The sequence below is a fragment of the Shinella sedimenti genome (assembly GCF_022601905.1).
GTDB lineage: Bacteria > Pseudomonadota > Alphaproteobacteria > Rhizobiales > Rhizobiaceae > Shinella > Shinella sedimenti.
Genome location: NZ_JAKVIN010000003.1, coordinates 34,817 through 51,293, shown reverse-complemented (window position 1 = coordinate 51,293; position 16,477 = coordinate 34,817). Strand labels below are relative to the sequence as shown.

The window sequence follows — 16,477 nt, the reverse complement described above, 5'->3', positions numbered from 1 at the left end:
TCTCCGGAACAACTTGTCCCGAACTAGCACAGCATCGGCTAACGGACGGCAAAAAGGGGCGCCTGACGGCACCCCTCTCCACGATCTTCGCTCGACTTGGTAAAGCGGCGGTTAACGCCTACTTCGTGCCGTACATGCGATCACCGGCATCGCCGAGGCCGGGCACGATATAGCCCTTTTCATTGAGCTGGCGGTCGATGGACGCGGTATAGACAGGCACGTCGGGGTGATGCGCCCGGAAGCTCTTGATGCCCTCCGGCGCCGCCAGCAGGCAGAGGAAGCGGATGTTCGTCGCGCCGCGGCTCTTCAACGTATCGATGGCTGCGATTGCCGAATTTCCGGTCGCCAGCATCGGATCGACCACGATGACGAGGCGTTCGTCGATGCTATCAGGCGCCTTGAAGAAATATTCGACCGCTTCCAGCGTCTCGTGATCGCGGTAGACGCCGATATGGGAGACGCGGGCCGACGGCACCAGTTCCAGCATGCCTTCGAGCAGGCCGTTGCCGGCGCGCAGGATGGAGGCGAAGACGAGCTTCTTGCCTTCCAGCACCGGCGCATCGATCTCCTCGAGCGGCGTCTTGATGCGTGCGGTCGTCAGTTCCAGGTCGCGCGTGACTTCATAACAGAGCAGCGTGGAGATTTCGCGCAGCAGGCGGCGGAAACTGCCGGTCGACGTCTCCTCCTTGCGCATGATGGTCAGCTTGTGCTGCACGAGCGGGTGATCGATGACTGTGACGCCGTCCATGGCCAACCTTCCGAAAATATCTGAACGCTTCTTTTTCCACGGAACGGCGCAGGCCCGCAAGTGAAGACAGCGGGAGCCAGGCAACATCCCCAGCCGGCTTGCCTCAAAGTGCTGCCAGAAGCCTCTGGCGCGTGGGCTCGTCGACAAAGGCCGCCTCGATCGCCGTCCGCGTCATGCCGAGGATTTCTACATCGCTGAAGCCCATCACGGTGGAGGCAACCTCGTATTCGCGGGCAAGCGAGGTGTGGAAGAAGGGCGGATCGTCCGAGTTGAGCGTGACACGCACGCCGGCCGCGTGCAGGGCGCGCAGCGGATGGCTCTCGAAATCCGGGAAGACGCCGAGCGCCACATTGGAGCCCGGGCAGACCTCCAGCACCACGCCCTCTTCGGCCAGCCGCCTTACGAGATCGGCGTCCTCGATGGCGCGCACGCCGTGGCTGATGCGCGACGGGCGGACATGATCGAGCGCATCGCGCACGCTGAAGGCGCCCGAGAGCTCGCCCGCGTGGATCGTGATGCCGAGGCCCGCGTCACGGGCGATATCGAAGGCGCGGGCGAAATCCGCCACGCGGTGCATGCGCTCCTCGCCGGCAAGGTTGAAGCCCGTTATCAGCGGATGGGGCCGGCGCGCGGCATATTCCGCGGCTTTTACCACGCGCTCCGGCCCGAAATGCCTGATGCCGACGATGATGAACCGCGTCTCGATACCGGTTTTCGCCCTCGCCCGTTGCGCCCCCTCGGCGAGGCCGCTGATATAGGCGTCCGCCCCGATCCCGATCGCGTCGCCCTGGTCCGGCGAAACGATCAGTTCGCTGTAGATGGCGCCGGCCTGCGCGATCTCCGTCAGGTAGGTTTCGGCAAGCAGCGCGTAATCCTCCTCCGTGCGGAAGAGGTTGGCGGTCGCGTCGTAGCTTTGCACGAAGCTCGTGAAATCCTGCCAGGCATAGGCGCCGTCGCGGATGAAGGCGGACGTATCGATGCCGTAGCGCGCGGCCTGCGACAGCGCGAGCGCGGGCGACGTGGCGCCTTCGATATGGCAGTGCAGTTCGGCCTTGGGCATGGATGTCGTCACAGAAAACTCCGTCCATGCTTGCCGGGCGCGATGCCGAGATGGCGGGCGATGCTTTCACCGATATCGGCGAAGGTGGTGCGGGTCTCGATCAGCCGGGAACGGATGCCGGGTCCGAAGCTCAGGATCGGCACACGCTCGCGCGTGTGGTCGGTGCCGCGCCAGGTGGGGTCGCAGCCATGATCGGCCGTCAGGATGACGAGATCGCCCGGCTTCAGCTTGCGGTCCACCTCCGGCAGGCGCCGATCGAAGGCCTCGAGCGCCGCCGCGTAGCCGGCGACGTCACGGCGATGGCCGTAGAGCATGTCGAAATCGACGAAATTGGTGAAGACGAGATCGCCGTCCTTCGCCTCGTCCATCACGCGCAGCGTCGCGTCGAGCAGCGCCATGTTGCCGTCGGCCTTGGTCAGTGTGCCGATGCCCTGATGGGCGAAGATATCGCCGATCTTGCCCACGGCGTGCACCGTGCGGCCGGCCTCCGTCAGCCTGTCGAGCAGGGTCAGTTCCGGCGGCGGCACGGAATAATCGCGACGGTTTCCGGTGCGTCTGAAATGCTCCGGGCTTTCGCCGACGAAGGGACGCGCAATGACCCGCCCGATGCGCCCGCCCGGCCGCTCGTCTAGGATCTTCCGCACGGTTTCGCAGAAGGCAAGCAGCCGCTCCAGCCCGAAGGTCCCCTCATGCGCGGCGACCTGGAAGACGGAATCCATCGAGGTGTAGCAGATGGGCTTGCCGGTGCGCATATGCTCGAGGCCATGGCGCGCAATGATATCCGTGCCCGACGCATGGCAGTTGCCGAGGATGCCAGGCACCTTGCCGGCCACACGGATGGCCGCGACCAGATCCGGTTCGAAAGCATCACCCTCGGCGGGAAAGTAACCCCAGTCGAAGGTAACGGGCGTGCCGGCGATTTCCCAGTGACCCGACGGCGTGTCCTTGCCGTTTGAGACCTCGCTGGCCGCGCCGTGATAACCGAAGACGCGTTGCGGCACCTCCATGCCGATGGGAAAGCTGCCCGTCGCCGCGCGCGCGGCATGCAGCAGACCGAGTGCCGACATGTTGGGAAGCTTCAGCGGGCCCTGACGCAGCCCCTGCCGGTCGCCGGCACCGGCAGCGCAGAATTCCGCGATATGCCCGAGCGTGTCGGCACCGAGGTCACCGAACGCGGCCGCATCCGGGCCGCCGCCGATGCCGAAGGAATCGAGAACAAAGAGAAAGGCTCTTGCCATGGTCACCCACTATCCGCCCGCATTCGGGTGACATGACACGGCCATGACAGGCGGTTCAAGCGAAATCGCGCGGTGAAACGGATAGCGTCAGCAATCGGTGCAGGTGATCTTCTCGCCTGCACGCTTGCGGAAGTAACTCGTCTTGCCGAGCGTGATGTTGTTGATATGCGAACTCAATCCCGGCGCCATCAGCAGGATCTTGTGCGGCACGGTGTATTCCGTGCGCACGATGAAGGCGTCCTTCACCGCGATGTCCGGCGGCAATGTGACCGTGCTGCCCTTGGCATAGGGCGTCGCGGCATTCTGATCACGCGACCAGGCCACCGTCGCATTGCCGCCAGCATCGATGGCGACACCGGTGATCTTCAGCGTATAACCGTCCTGCGTGAAGGGCGTGATGACGTTGCGCGTGACATCCTTCATGCTGTCGAGGACAGCCTTCGTGGTGTTCTCGCTGCGGGTCAGGAGATCGGAGACGGTGCTGGAGGCACGGCTGATTTTGCGCGACATGGAAACGGCGACGGAGATTTCGAAGGCGCCGATATAGGTGATGATCAGCAGCGGCGCGACGATCGCGAATTCGATGGCGCCGACACCCCGGCGATCGTCGACAAAGCGGCGCAAGCGCAACAGTACGCCCCCCATCGACCGGGCTTCACCCCTGCGAGTAAACACGCGAGAAACAATCCCGGTCATCAAGGATAATCCTCGTTCTGGACGACTGCCGTGGCGATCATCAAGTAGTTCTGCCGGGAGCCGTTCGCCGATTTGATGTTGGAGAGCAGCGGGCGCACGAGATCGGTGATGACATCCCACCGGTAATAGGCGCGGACGATGTTGATCGTCTTCTTGCCGCCCGGCGCGAACTTGAAAGATCTCGTATCGATGTCGGAATCGGCGAGAGGAACCGCCTTCGGGATATCCGTATATTTTTCAAAGCTGCGGACATCGAGAAGCAGTTTGTCCGGCGTATCGATTTCCTTGGCCGAGCAGGGCATGAGGATGCTGATCTCTTCGCAGAACTGCTTCCGGAAATCTTTCTCCGAATATCCCGGCTTGATCTGGCCGGTGCGGATCTTGCGCGCCATGTTTTCGGTCGCATTGGCGAGAAGCTGTTCACCCGTGAATGCCACGAAGGTTTCAAGCGACGCGAAGATCATCACGAAAAAAGGGATGGCAAGGATAGCGAATTCGATCGCGGTCGCGCCGTCGCGGCGACGGTAGAAGCGCTTCAACAGCCCCTTCATGGGCTGTCGGCGGCTGGATATATCCTGATCGAGCGACATCGCGATCCGTTCCAAAATCCCAGATCGTGTCAGAATAGAAGGCAGACTGTTTATTTTTCGTGTGTGCGGCGACGAAGACTTGAAAGGTTTCCCGGTTTCGCACGCTGGCACGATACAGTTATCAGTTGCCGGCCGCCTTGTTGCGGGAAACGTGCTCCTCGCAGTTCGGCGTGCATGAGAGAACCGACCGCTCCGTCTGACGGAACACACGCACCGTGTTGCCCTCGTCGATAGAAACGAGGATACGCTCGTCAACGATGGCGTTGCCGTCGGCATCCAGTAGAACCAGATTGGTCGTTCCGAAACTGCGTCCCGTGATGACGATCGTCTTGGCATCGGCGACCGTGGCATCGGCCACTTCGGCATCGCCGATGATGACCTTGCTGACCGGCCGGTCCAGCCTCAGCACGCGGGCGTGATCCATATAGACGCGCATCAGCTGCTCCTGGGCCATGGCGGAGCCGCCGGCCGAGAGCAGGAGTGAAGCAGCCGTTACAAGCTTTGCAGCGTGAACGGCGAAGGTGCGGTGGCGTCCCATAAACAGTCATCCCGAAGATAAGGCATGGGTAGCATCGCCGCGAATGGTAAATGAAGGCTTAAACGCGGTGCGATCCGAACCCACTCAACTTCCGCGTTTTTCGGCACTTCCGTTCATTATCGGGCCATCCGGAGCCAAAAACTATATGAAAAGCCCCATCAACCATTTTTTGACCATAATTCCGGCGGGACCGCGGCAAGGAAATATTAACTCACTTCCTTAAGTCGATGGAAATGGCGAGCCTGTAGGTTGCAGTCATCCGAACAACGGAAACAGTTGGCGGACGTGCTGAACCAACATCGTGGAGCTAGGAGAATACCATGACCAAGATTTTCGCTCGCCTTATGAAGGACGAATCGGGCGCAACCGCCATCGAATACGGCCTGATCGCAGCCCTGATTTCCGTCGCCCTGATTGCCGGCGCCAGTGCACTCGGCGGCTCGCTGAACAACCAGTTCACGGGTCTGTCGAAGAAAATGAACATTGCCGCGGACGGCACGACCAACGCCGCCCCCACCAAGTAATCGAAACGTACTTGACGAGAAAGCCGCCTTTCAAGCAAAGGCGGCTTTCTGCTTTCGGATTTAATTTTCCTAAATCTGTCAGTCAAATAGAGGCGACCATGACTCAAGCAATCATCTTCGTGGTTTTCCCGCTTTGCCTTGCTGTTGCGGCCTGTTCCGACTTTTTGACGATGCTCATTCCCAACCGGGTCTCGGCCATCCTTCTCGCGTCGTTCTTGCTCGTGGCCCCTGTTGCCGGGTTGGGCCTGGCGGAGATTGCGACGCATCTCGCAGCCGGCGCGATCATCTTTTCAGTTTGCTTCGCCCTTTTCGCCTTCAATGTGATGGGCGGCGGTGATGCGAAGCTTCTGACCGCAAGCGCGGTGTGGTTTGGCCTGACCTTCTCGCTGTTCGAATTCCTTGTCTATGTCTCGTTCCTCGGCGGTGTCCTGACCCTGGCAATCCTCTCCTTGCGGGCGCACACCAACACGATCCTGGCCAGCGGCCTTCCTGTGCCGGATTCACTCGTCATGGCGAAGAAGATCCCTTACGGCATTGCCATCGGCGTCGGTGCATTCATGGCCTACCCCTCCTCGCCGCTCATGCTCGCCGCCCTCGGCAACTAAAGGTCGCAACGCCGTTAACCGATCGTTAACCATAAGCGTAAGGCGACTATTAACCATAATTATACCTTTCCCGGGCAATGTCGGCGGATAGAAGAGTCCGCAGCTCAGGAAAACCACATGAAACCCGCGCGAATCATCATTCTGGCAGTGGCCGTCGTGTCGGCCGGCGTCGCAGGTTTTCTTGCGCTGCAGGTCGCGCGCAAGGGTGGTGTCTCGGTCGTCGAGACCCAGACGGTCCTGGAGCGCGAACCGACCGTCAAGGTTCTGGTCGCCACCGAAAGCCTGCCCGTCGGCACGCGCCTCAATGCGAACTCCGTCGCCTGGGCCGACTGGCCGAAAGGCTCCGTTGTCGAGGGTTTCATCACCGAGCAGAGCCGGCCGGACGCGATCCAGACGCTCGAGGGCGCCATCGCCCGCATGCCGATCTTCAACGGCGAGCCGGTTCGCCAGGAAAAGATCGTCGATTCCTCCAGCCGCATCATGTCTTCCCTGCTGCCCGCGGGCAAACGCGCGGTCGCAACCGAGATCACCGTGGCAACCGGCGCCGGCGGCTTCATCCTGCCGAACGACCGCGTCGATGTCATCATGGTGCGCAAGAGCAGCACCGGCAACTTTCTGACGGAAAACGTGCTGTCCAACGTGCGCGTGCTGGCCATCGACCAGCAGATCCAGGAAAACCCGGACGGATCCAAGACCGTGCTGGGCACCACCGCCACACTCGAACTCACACCGGACCAGGCGAAGGTGATGAGCGTCGCCCAGCAGATGGCCGAACGGCTGTCGCTTGCGCTGCGTAGCGTCGCCGATGCCCAGGAGCCCGATACGGGCGCGGCCGACTACCTGCTCAGCGGCGCCGATGGCGTGCCGCAGGTGCAGGTGATCAAGACCGGCAAGATCGTCAACGGCAATGCGTCCGAAGCGCAGTAAATGATCAGGAGCTGACCCGTGTTCGCACTCTCAAAGACTTTTCGGGCTTCTGTCGCCGGCGGACTGACATTCTGCCTGGCTTTTTCGGGTCTGCCTGCCGCCATGCTGACGGGCCAGGTCATCGCCACGGCCGAGGCGGCCAGCGCGTCGATCATCCGCATCCAGAATGCCGGCCCGGGCGCGCGCAAGACGATCAGTCTCGGCCTCAACAAGGCCGTCGTCATCGACCTGCCCTCCGACGCGCATGACATTCTCGTCGCCGACCCGGTGAAGGCGGATGCCGTGACGCGCACGTCGCGCCGCATCTATCTGTTCGGCAAGGAAGTCGGCCAGACCAACATCTTCGTCTTCGGCCCCGGCGGCGAGGAAATCGTCAGCATCGACCTCAATGTCGAGCGTGACGTCTCCAGCCTTCAGGCGAACCTGCGGCGCTTCATCCCGGATTCGGATATTCAGGTGGAGATCATCTCGGACAATATCGTCCTGAGCGGCAGTGTGCGCACGCCGCAGGATGCCACGCAGGCCGTCAACCTCGCGCAGATCTTCCTCAAGGGCGGCGAGGCGACCACGCGAACGGTCGTGTCCCAGGGCAACAACGGCGACGCGGCGATCTTCGGCGAAGGACGCCAGGCCTCGCAGGTCGTGAACATGCTGCAGGTCCAGGGCGAGGACCAGGTGACGCTGAAGGTTACCGTTGCGGAAATCCGCCGCGAGGTTCTCAAGCAGCTCGGCTTCGACAATACGTTCAGCCGCGTCGCCGGCGCGTCAGGCTCCAACCTCGACGTGCTCTCCTTCAACAGCGCGGCGAGCGGATTGAGCGGCGCGATTTCCGGCAATGTCGGCAAGCTCGGCATCGATGCCGTCGTCAATGCGCTGGAACAGGCAAAGGCGATCCGCACCCTGGCCGAGCCGACGCTTACGGCGGTTTCCGGCCAGGCGGCTACATTCAATTCGGGCGGTGAGCGGCTCTATGCGGTTCGCGATGGCGACGGCGGCTATACGACGACGACCTATCAATATGGCATTTCGCTCGGCTTCACACCGACGGTGCTGTCCTCGGGACGCATCAGCCTGCGCATCCAGACGAAGGTTTCCGAGCCGGTTGCCGGCGCAACAAGCGCCGAATATCGCCGCCGCGATGCCGAAACCGTTGTCGAATTGCCTTCCGGAGGCTCCATCGCGCTTGCCGGTCTCATCCGTGACGACGTGCAGCAGAGCATGAACGGCACACCGGTCGCCTCGAAGGTTCCGATCTTCGGCGCGCTGTTCCGGCAAAAAACCATCGAACGCAACGAGACCGAGCTGGTGATCATCGCCACGCCCTATCTCGTGAAGCCGGTCAACCGCAACGCGCTGGCGCGGCCGGACGACAATTTCAATCCGGCCAATGACGCGGCGAGCGTCTTCCTCGGCCAGGTCAACCAGATCTACGGCAGGAAGAGCAACCTGCCCGCCCAGCGCTACGAAGGCAGCGTTGGCTTCATCTACAAGTGAACGGGTGCGACGTGAAAAAGGGACGGGCCCAGCCGATGGCAAACGAAATGCACTCCACGAACCGCACCGGGCGTCTTAACCCCGGACGAGCCGTTACCCTGTTCGCGATGGCGGCGCTGGTCGCGGTCGCCTCAGGCTGCGCCAACCGGGATGCCACGACGACCGGTTCGCTGCCGGACGACTACCGCACACGCCACCCGATCGTGGTGGGCGAGCAGGAGAAGACCATCGATATCCCGATCGCGACCGGCGCAACACAACTGACGCGCGGCCAGGCCGAGGTGATCGCCGGCTTCGCTGATGGCTACACCTCCAGCACGTCGGGCACGTTCCGTATCATCGTGCCGCACGGTGCCCGCAACGACGCGGCAGCCGCCGTGACCAGCCGACATATCCGCAAGCTCGTCACGCGCCAGGGCGTTCCCGCAAGCAAGGTGATCGTCGAGAGCTACACCGCCGCCGACCCGGCCGAAGCGGCGCCGATCCGCCTTAGCTACTTCGCCATCACGGCCTCGACGCCGGCCTGCGGCCAGTGGCCGGAGGACCTGCTGATCAACACATACGGGAACAAGAACTATCATAACTTCGGTTGCGCCCAGCAGAACAACCTTGCGGCCCAGATCGCCGACCCCAACGATCTGCTCGGTCCGCGCCGCATGACCCCGGCCGACGCGACCCAGCGTGGCAATGCCATGAAGCGCTATCGCGACTCCTATACCGAACTTAGAGAAATGAACTGACGCTGCTTGCGTCTCCAAGCCAGGTAACGCCATGAGCACGGTCGACTACACTTTCAAGAACGATGCCGCGGACGAGGCGGATGACGCGATCCGTCCGGCGGAGCTGGAAGCGATGCGCCCGCTGCCGCGCATCTCGGTCCACGCCTTCTGCGAGAGCGAGGCGATGCTGCGCACCATGGAACGCTGCGCGCAGGACCGGCGCCTGGCCAAGGTGAGCCTGAAGATATCGAGCGCCAGCATCGCGGCGGCGGCCAACATGTTCGCCTCCGCGCCGACTCCGAACCTGCTGATCCTTGAAACGTCCGCGCAGCCCGGCGATATCATGGAGGAGCTGGCGCCGCTTGCCGAGGTCTGCGATCCCAGCACCAAGGTCATCATCGTCGGCCGCTACAACGACATCCCGCTCTACCGCGAGCTTATCCGCAACGGCATCTCGGAATATATGGTGGGCCCCGTCGGCATGGCCGACGTGCTGGCCGCCATGTCGGCGATCTTCGTCGATCCCGATGCCGAGCCGCTCGGGCGCAGCGTCGCCTTCATCGGCGCCAAGGGCGGCTGCGGCTCCTCGACGATCGCGCACAATTGCGCCTTCGACATTTCGAACCTGTTCCAGACCGAAGTCATTCTGGCCGATCTCGATCTGCCCTACGGCACCGCCAATATCGACTTCGACCAGGATCCGCCGCAGGGGATATCCGAGGCGATCTATGCGCCCGATCGCCTCGACGAGGTTTTCCTGGATCGTCTGCTCGCCAAGTGCTCGCAGCATCTCTCCCTGCTGGCCGCACCCTCCATGCTCGACCGCGGCTATGACCTCGAGCGCGGCTCGTTCCAGCCGATCCTCGAAGTGCTTCAGCGCAGCGCGCCGGTCACCGTGCTCGACGTGCCGCATGCGTGGTCGGAATGGACGCGCACGCTGCTTTCGGAAGTGGACGAGCTGGTCATCACCGCCGTTCCCGATCTCGCCAACCTTCGCAACGCCAAGAACATGCTCGACGCGCTGAAGAAGCTGAGGCCCAACGACAAGCCACCGCACCTGATCCTCAATCAGGTCGGCCTGCCGAAACGGCCGGAGATCTCGCCCTCCGACTTCTGCGAGCCACTTGGCGTGGAGCCCGTCGCCATCATCCCGTTCGACGCCCAGCTCTTCGGCGCGGCCTCCAACAGCGGACGCATGATCGCGGAAATGGATCGCAAGTCACCGACGGCGGAAACCTTCTCGCAGATCGCCCATCTCGTGACGGGGCGCGCGACGGTGAAGAAGCCCAAGAAGGCCGGGATCGGCAAGATGCTGGGTCTCCTCGGCCGCAAGTAAGCCCGGACGGGCGGTGCAACAGACTGGATGAGTGGAATGTTCGGCAAACGCGGAAATGAAGGCTTCGGCAAGAGCGGCACGGCAGGCCAGACGGCCCATGCCGGTGCGGCCTCCGGCGCGACCGTGACGGCGGAACGGCCGGTTGCCGCCGCTGTCGCACAACCCGTCGCAGAGCCGTCGCCGGTTGCCGCGCCCAGTCCTGCACCCGCCGCGGCCGTGCGTCGTCGCACGCCGCGCACCGAAGACTATTACGATACCAAAAGCCAGGTCTTCTCAGCGCTGATCGACACGATCGACCTGTCGCAGCTTGCCAAGCTCGACACGGAAAGCGCGCGCGAGGAAATCCGCGATATCGTCAACGACATCATCACCATCAAGAACTTCGCGATGTCGATTTCCGAGCAGGAGGAACTGCTCGACGACATCTGCAACGACGTTCTCGGCTACGGCCCGCTGGAGCCGCTTCTGGCGCGCGACGACATCGCCGACATCATGGTGAACGGTGCGGGCAAGACCTATATCGAAGTGGGCGGCAAGGTGCAGGAATCGGAAATCCGCTTCCGCGACAATGCCCAGCTTCTCTCCATCTGCCAGCGCATCGTCAGCCAGGTCGGTCGCCGCGTCGACGAATCGAGCCCGATCTGCGACGCGCGCCTTCCCGACGGCTCGCGCGTCAACGTCATCGCTCCGCCGCTCGCCATCGACGGCACGGCGCTCACCATCCGAAAGTTCAAGAAGGACAAGCTGACCCTCGACCAGCTCGTCCGGTTCGGATCGATCACGCCCGAGGGCGCGACCCTTCTTCAGATCATCGGCCGCGTGCGCTGCAACCTTGTCATCTCCGGCGGTACGGGCTCGGGCAAGACGACGCTGCTGAACTGCTTGACGAACTATATCGACCGGGACGAGCGGGTCATCACCTGCGAGGACTCGGCCGAACTCCAGCTGCAGCAGCCGCATGTCGTGCGTCTCGAAACCCGCCCGCCGAACATCGAAGGCGAGGGGGAGATCACCATGCGCGACCTCATCAAGAACTGCCTGCGCATGCGCCCCGAACGCATCATCGTCGGCGAAGTGCGCGGACCAGAAGTCTTCGACCTCCTGCAGGCGATGAACACCGGCCACGACGGTTCGATGGGCACGATCCACGCCAACACGCCGCGCGAATGCCTTTCGCGTATGGAATCGATGATCGCCATGGGCGGCTACACGCTGCCCGCCAAGACCGTGCGCGAGATCATCGCCGGCTCCATCGACATCATCATCCAGGCCTCGCGCCTGCGCGACGGCTCGCGCCGCATCACCCACATTACCGAAGTGGTGGGCATGGAAGGCGACGTCATCGTGACCCAGGACCTGATGCGCTTCGAGATCCAGGGCGAGGACGCCAACGGGCGGCTCATCGGCAAGCACACCGGCACCGGCATCGGCAAACCGCATTTCTGGGATCGGGCCCGCTACTTCAACGAGGACAAGCGTTTGGCGGCAACGCTCGACGCGATGGAGAAGCCGTAAGGGGCGGGTAGACGCGATGTTCGGAATGGATATCACCATCGTGGCGATCTTCGCGCTGGCGGCACTCTCCACCGCCGGCCTTGCCTATGGCCTGCTCTTCTCGCGAATCGAGACGGCGAAGAAGACCGAAAGCCGGATGCGCCGTGTCCAGTCCGCCGAGACCGACCAGTCGCGGGCCAAGGCCGCGCGCGACCGCGTGCAGGAGCTTTCCAAGCGCCGCCGGTCCGTGCAGGATTCGCTGAAGGACCTCGAAAAGAAGCAGCAGGAGCAATCCAAGCGGATCGCCACGACGCTGAAAGCCAGGCTGTCCCAGGCGGGCCTGTCGATCACCGAGACCAAGTTTTACGTGTTCAGCGCGATCTTCGGCGTCTTCGCCTTCGTCGTCGCACTCATCGGCGGCATGGGGCCGCTGGTCGCCCTCGGCATCGCGTTCATCGCCGGCGCCGGCCTTCCGCGCTGGTTCATCGGCTTTCTCGTCAAGCGCCGGCAGAACAAGTTCCTCGAGGAGTTTCCCAACGCGCTCGACGTGATGGTGCGATCCATCAAGTCCGGCCTTCCACTGACGGATGCGCTGCGGCTGATCGCGGCCGAAGGACAGGAACCGGTCAGGACCGAGTTCCGCAAGATCGTCGAAAGCCAGCAGGTCGGCCTCAGCGTGTCGGATGCCTGTGCGCGCATGTTCACGAGCATTCCGCTTCAGGAAGTCAATTTCTTCGCCATCGTCATCGCCATCCAGAGCCAGGCCGGCGGCAACCTTTCCGAAGCGCTGGGCAACCTGTCGCGCGTGTTGCGCGAACGGCGCAAGATGCGCGCCAAGGTCGGTGCGCTGTCTATGGAAGCCAAGGCGTCGGCAGCGATCATAGGGGCGCTGCCCTTCATCGTAACGCTGCTCGTCTATCTGACATCGCCGGAATACATCATGGTGCTGTTCCAGGATCCCCGCGGCCATCTCATTCTCGGCATATCGGGCGTGTGGATGTCCATCGGCATTCTCGTGATGCGCAACATGATCAACTTCGACATCTAGGAACCCAGATCATGATCGCCATGCTCACCGATCCCGCGGTTCTCCTGCCCGCCTTCGTGGTGATCGCCGTGCTCGCCACGTTCTACACGCTGGCGATGCCCTATTTCGAACGGGGCGATCTCGACAAGCGCATGAAGAGCGTCGCGCTGGAACGCGAGCAGATGCGGGCGCGCGAGCGGGCGCGGCTGTCGGCCGAAACAGTGCAGAACAAGGCGTCGCTGAGGGCGCAGCACAACACATCGGTGCGCAACGTGGTGGAGCGGCTGAACCTGCGCGAGGCTCTGGTCGACGCCAACACGATGAACCGTCTGCGTCAGGCCGGTTACCGCTCGCAGAACGCCCTCAACATCTTCCTCTTCGCCCGCTTCACCCTGCCCTTTTTGTTCCTGGCGATCGCGGCCTTCTACATCTTCTATCTCGGCTTTCTCGGCGACAAGCCGTTCTCGATCCGCATCCTGGCAACGCTGGGCATCGCCTATCTCGGCTTCTACGCGCCGAACATCTTCATTTCCAACAAGGTCTCCAAGCGCCAACAGTCGATCCGTCGCGCATGGCCGGATGCGCTCGACCTCATGCTCATCTGCGTGGAATCGGGTATTTCGATCGAGGTCGCCTTCAAGCGCGTGGCCGACGAAATCGCCATGGCCTCGCCGGAACTGGCCGAGGAACTCGTTTTGACCACAGCGGAGCTTTCCTTCCTCCAGGAACGCCGCCAAGCCTATGAGAACCTCGGCACGCGTATCGGCCTCGACACTGTGAAATCCGTGACGCAGGCGCTCATCCAGGCCGAGCGCTACGGCACGCCGCTCGCCCAGGCGCTGCGCGTTCTCGCGCAGGAATGCCGTGACCAGCGCATGAACGAGGCGGAAAAGAAAGCCGCCGCGCTGCCGCCGAAACTCACCGTGCCGATGATCCTGTTCTTCCTGCCCGTGCTGGTGGCCGTCATTCTCGGCCCGGCCGGCATCCAGGTCTCCGACCGCTTCTGACCGCTTCGCAGAAAAATAGAGAAGCCCCGGCGCGAGACGATCGGCCGGGGCTTGTCCTGGGAGGACGATTGGGTCTTTAGTTGGTGCTGCCGGCGTCGTCGGCTGCGAGCTTCTTCCAGGCGTTCTGCTGGGCCAGCATGGAGCGCAGATAGGCGACGTTGGCTTCCGCCTGTCCCGAGGTCAGTTCCTGCCGGGCAATGGTTTCGGCCTCCTGGAAACGGCCCTGGAGACCGACAGTCAGCGCGAGGTTCTGCCGCACGCTGCTGTCGGCGCCCGGCTGCCTGGCGGCAGCGCGCATATAGGTTTCCGCCGTCTTGAGGTCTTTCGCCAGAAGATAGGACATGCCGAGATTGGAGAGGACCGAAGGCTCGTCGGGCTGGATATCCAGCGCCTCGCGATAGCGCTGGCGTGCCTCGTTCGAACGGCCGAGCTGATCGAGGATCGCGCCTTCGGCCGATTTCAGCCGCCAGTCCGGCCGATCCGGTGTCTGGGCGCGCAGAATGGTGTTCAGCGCCTGCTCCAGCTGCCCGGCGGCGGCCTGCGCCTTGCCATAGGCGGCCAGGACCTCGCGGTTGTTCGGATTGCTGATGGCGACCTGCTGCATGACGGCGAGCGCCTGCGTGTTGCGGCCGTTCATGCGCAGCACCGTGGCGTAGTTGATGCCGGTCGCCGCGTCCTTGGGGTTTTTCTCGTAGGCCCGGCCGATGCTGTCGGCAGCGCCGCGCAGCTCCGTCGCGTTCATCGTGCCTGTAGCGGCGGAGGACGGCCGGATGGAACCGGTGGTCAGGTTGCTCTTGCCGGCGCAGCCTGCCAGCGCGACGCCGATGACCACGAGTGCCGCGCCCGTCAAAAGCGCCGGTCGAATTGACGAAGGCAGGCGGCGTGCAGCCATGATCAGTCCCCGAAGCGGTTTCCCAACATCGCGGCGGTTAAGGAATCACGCCGCAATCTCCGCTCCAGCAATAATCTGTTAACCCTAACAGAGTGTTAATTGCTGCGATTCTCAAAGCTCTTCCAAAGGTTCCGCCATGGCCCCCTTCCAGTTCATCGACCGGCCCTCCCCCTTCAACACGAAGAACGGAAAGACGCTGCCGATCTTCGCGATCACGCCCGCGCATATCGAGACGGGGACCATCGATCCGGTTGCGCTGGACTGGGCGAAGAAGGCCGGTTTCAAGGCGGAATCGGGCGGTCTGCTGATGGTGCCGACGGCGGACGGCCATCTCGGCGGCGCGCTTTTCGGCCTTGGCAAGAACCCCTCCGACGCCCCCTATCTCACCGGCAAGCTCGCTCGCACGCTGCCGGCCGGCGACTGGCATATCGAGACCGCACCGCTGACGGCAAACCGGCTCGCGCTCGGCTACGGCCTCGGCAGCTATCGCTTCGAGCGCTACAAGGCATCCGCCTCCGAGGCGCCGACCCTGCTCATTCCGGCCGATGCGGACGCGGCCGATATCAAGCGCCAGCTCGCCGGCGTCTTCCTGGCACGCGACCTCATCAACACGCCGACCAACGACATGGGACCGGACGCACTGGAAGACGTGTTCCGGGCGCTCGGCGCGCACTACAAGGCCAAGGTCTCCGTCATCGCCGGTGACGACCTCCTGAAGGAGAACTTCCCGCTCGTCCACACGGTTGGCCGCGCTTCCGAACAGGCGCCGCGCCTGCTGGAGCTGCGCTGGGGCAAGAAGGGCCACAAGCGCGTGACGCTCGTGGGCAAGGGCGTGTGCTTCGACACCGGCGGCCTCGACATCAAGCCGGCTGCGTCCATGCTGCTGATGAAGAAGGATATGGGCGGCGCGGCCAATGTGATGGGCCTGGCCTTGATGATCATGGACGCCAAGCTGAAGGTGGACCTGCGCGTGCTGGTGCCTGTCGTGGAGAACTCGATCTCCGGCAATGCCTTCCGACCCGGCGATATCTACAGAAGCCGCAAGGGCCTGACCGTGCAGATCGACAATACCGATGCCGAGGGCCGGCTGATCCTTGCCGACGCGCTCGCCTATGCCGACGAGGAAGACGCCGATCTCATCATCGACATGGCGACGCTGACGGGGGCCGCGCGCGTCGCGCTCGGGCCGGATCTCCCGCCCTTCTTCACCGATGACGACGATCTCGCCCAGGATCTTGCCGAGGCGAGCCTTTCGGTCGACGATCCGATGTGGCGCATGCCGCTCTATATGGGCTACGACAAGGACGTGTCCGCCCGCATCGCCGACCTCACCAATGCGCCGGCCGGCGGCATGGCGGGCGCGATTACCGCCGCCCTCTTCCTCAAGCGTTTCGTGACGCGCAATCGCCACTGGGCGCATTTCGACATCTTTGCCTGGGCGCAAAGCGAGCGTCCGCATTCGCCCATCGGCGGCGAAGCGCAGGCGATCCGCGCGCTCTACCATCACATGCGCGGCTTCGCGGCCTGAGAGGGAAACCGGCAGGCGATTGTCAGGATGCGAACGATACGGTAGCGTAACGAA

General features: G+C 63.2%; 17 protein-coding genes. 10 read left to right on the top strand and 7 right to left on the bottom strand.

The window, feature by feature from the left end; all coding sequences use genetic code 11:
- Nucleotides 1-118 precede the first annotated feature (118 nt).
- From upp to MKI86_RS07545, 6 genes are all read right to left on the bottom strand, one after another.
- Nucleotides 119-748, bottom strand: coding sequence for a uracil phosphoribosyltransferase (gene upp, locus MKI86_RS07570; protein ID WP_241599432.1), 630 nt, complete (start codon nucleotides 746-748; stop codon nucleotides 119-121).
- 103 nt (nucleotides 749-851) lie between these two features.
- Nucleotides 852-1,808: an adenosine deaminase gene (locus MKI86_RS07565; protein ID WP_370879937.1), complete on the bottom strand. Its 957-nt coding sequence runs from the start codon at nucleotides 1,806-1,808 to the stop codon at nucleotides 852-854.
- 8 nt (nucleotides 1,809-1,816) lie between these two features.
- Nucleotides 1,817-3,046, bottom strand: coding sequence for a phosphopentomutase (locus tag MKI86_RS07560; protein ID WP_241600654.1), 1,230 nt, complete (start codon nucleotides 3,044-3,046; stop codon nucleotides 1,817-1,819).
- Between the two features lie 87 nt (nucleotides 3,047-3,133).
- A complete protein-coding gene (locus tag MKI86_RS07555) occupies nucleotides 3,134-3,691 on the bottom strand; it encodes a TadE/TadG family type IV pilus assembly protein (protein ID WP_241599428.1) in 558 nt (185 codons plus the stop codon).
- A gap of 50 nt (nucleotides 3,692-3,741) precedes the next feature.
- Complete coding sequence (locus tag MKI86_RS07550) at nucleotides 3,742-4,332, bottom strand: TadE/TadG family type IV pilus assembly protein (protein ID WP_241599426.1); 591 nt, start codon at nucleotides 4,330-4,332, stop codon at nucleotides 3,742-3,744.
- Between the two features lie 121 nt (nucleotides 4,333-4,453).
- Nucleotides 4,454-4,870 carry a pilus assembly protein N-terminal domain-containing protein gene (locus tag MKI86_RS07545; RefSeq protein WP_241599423.1) on the bottom strand — a complete coding sequence of 139 codons (417 nt, stop codon included), beginning with the start codon at nucleotides 4,868-4,870 and terminating at the stop codon, nucleotides 4,454-4,456.
- 320 nt (nucleotides 4,871-5,190) lie between these two features.
- Here MKI86_RS07545 and MKI86_RS07540 point away from each other — a divergent pair, with 320 nt between their 5' ends.
- The 9 genes from MKI86_RS07540 to MKI86_RS07500 all read left to right on the top strand — a co-directional run bounded on the left by MKI86_RS07540 (nucleotide 5,191) and on the right by MKI86_RS07500 (nucleotide 14,003).
- Nucleotides 5,191-5,394, top strand: a complete 204-nt coding sequence (locus tag MKI86_RS07540) for a Flp family type IVb pilin (RefSeq protein ID WP_241599417.1) — start codon at nucleotides 5,191-5,193, stop codon at nucleotides 5,392-5,394.
- 98 nt (nucleotides 5,395-5,492) lie between these two features.
- Nucleotides 5,493-5,999: an A24 family peptidase gene (locus tag MKI86_RS07535; RefSeq protein ID WP_241600652.1), complete on the top strand. Its 507-nt coding sequence runs from the start codon at nucleotides 5,493-5,495 to the stop codon at nucleotides 5,997-5,999.
- A 117-nt stretch (nucleotides 6,000-6,116) separates the two neighbouring features.
- Nucleotides 6,117-6,926 (top strand): Flp pilus assembly protein CpaB, encoded by an 810-nt coding sequence (gene cpaB / locus MKI86_RS07530; RefSeq protein WP_241599414.1) that lies wholly within the window; start codon nucleotides 6,117-6,119, stop codon nucleotides 6,924-6,926.
- An 18-nt stretch (nucleotides 6,927-6,944) separates the two neighbouring features.
- A complete protein-coding gene (locus tag MKI86_RS07525; protein ID WP_370879916.1) occupies nucleotides 6,945-8,420 on the top strand; it encodes a type II and III secretion system protein family protein in 1,476 nt (491 codons plus the stop codon).
- Nucleotides 8,421-8,467: 47 nt separating this feature from the next.
- On the top strand, nucleotides 8,468-9,160 hold the full coding sequence (locus tag MKI86_RS07520) for a CpaD family pilus assembly protein (RefSeq protein ID WP_241599411.1): 693 nt from the start codon (nucleotides 8,468-8,470) through the stop codon (nucleotides 9,158-9,160).
- 31 nt (nucleotides 9,161-9,191) lie between these two features.
- Complete coding sequence (locus MKI86_RS07515) at nucleotides 9,192-10,475, top strand: CpaE/TadZ family protein (RefSeq protein WP_241599409.1); 1,284 nt, start codon at nucleotides 9,192-9,194, stop codon at nucleotides 10,473-10,475.
- 36 nt (nucleotides 10,476-10,511) lie between these two features.
- Nucleotides 10,512-11,990: a TadA family conjugal transfer-associated ATPase gene (locus MKI86_RS07510; protein WP_241599406.1), complete on the top strand. Its 1,479-nt coding sequence runs from the start codon at nucleotides 10,512-10,514 to the stop codon at nucleotides 11,988-11,990.
- Between the two features lie 16 nt (nucleotides 11,991-12,006).
- Complete coding sequence (locus tag MKI86_RS07505; protein ID WP_241599403.1) at nucleotides 12,007-13,017, top strand: type II secretion system F family protein; 1,011 nt, start codon at nucleotides 12,007-12,009, stop codon at nucleotides 13,015-13,017.
- An 11-nt stretch (nucleotides 13,018-13,028) separates the two neighbouring features.
- A complete protein-coding gene (locus MKI86_RS07500) occupies nucleotides 13,029-14,003 on the top strand; it encodes a type II secretion system F family protein (RefSeq protein ID WP_241599402.1) in 975 nt (324 codons plus the stop codon).
- Nucleotides 14,004-14,079: 76 nt separating this feature from the next.
- Here MKI86_RS07500 and MKI86_RS07495 read toward each other — a convergent pair whose 3' ends face one another.
- Complete coding sequence (locus tag MKI86_RS07495) at nucleotides 14,080-14,895, bottom strand: tetratricopeptide repeat protein (RefSeq protein ID WP_241599399.1); 816 nt, start codon at nucleotides 14,893-14,895, stop codon at nucleotides 14,080-14,082.
- 136 nt (nucleotides 14,896-15,031) lie between these two features.
- Between MKI86_RS07495 and MKI86_RS07490 the strand changes: the two genes are divergently transcribed.
- The gene (locus MKI86_RS07490) at nucleotides 15,032-16,423 is read left to right on the top strand and encodes a leucyl aminopeptidase family protein (protein ID WP_241599396.1); all 1,392 of its coding nucleotides are present in this window, start codon (nucleotides 15,032-15,034) and stop codon (nucleotides 16,421-16,423) included.
- Nucleotides 16,424-16,477: the final 54 nt, after the last annotated feature.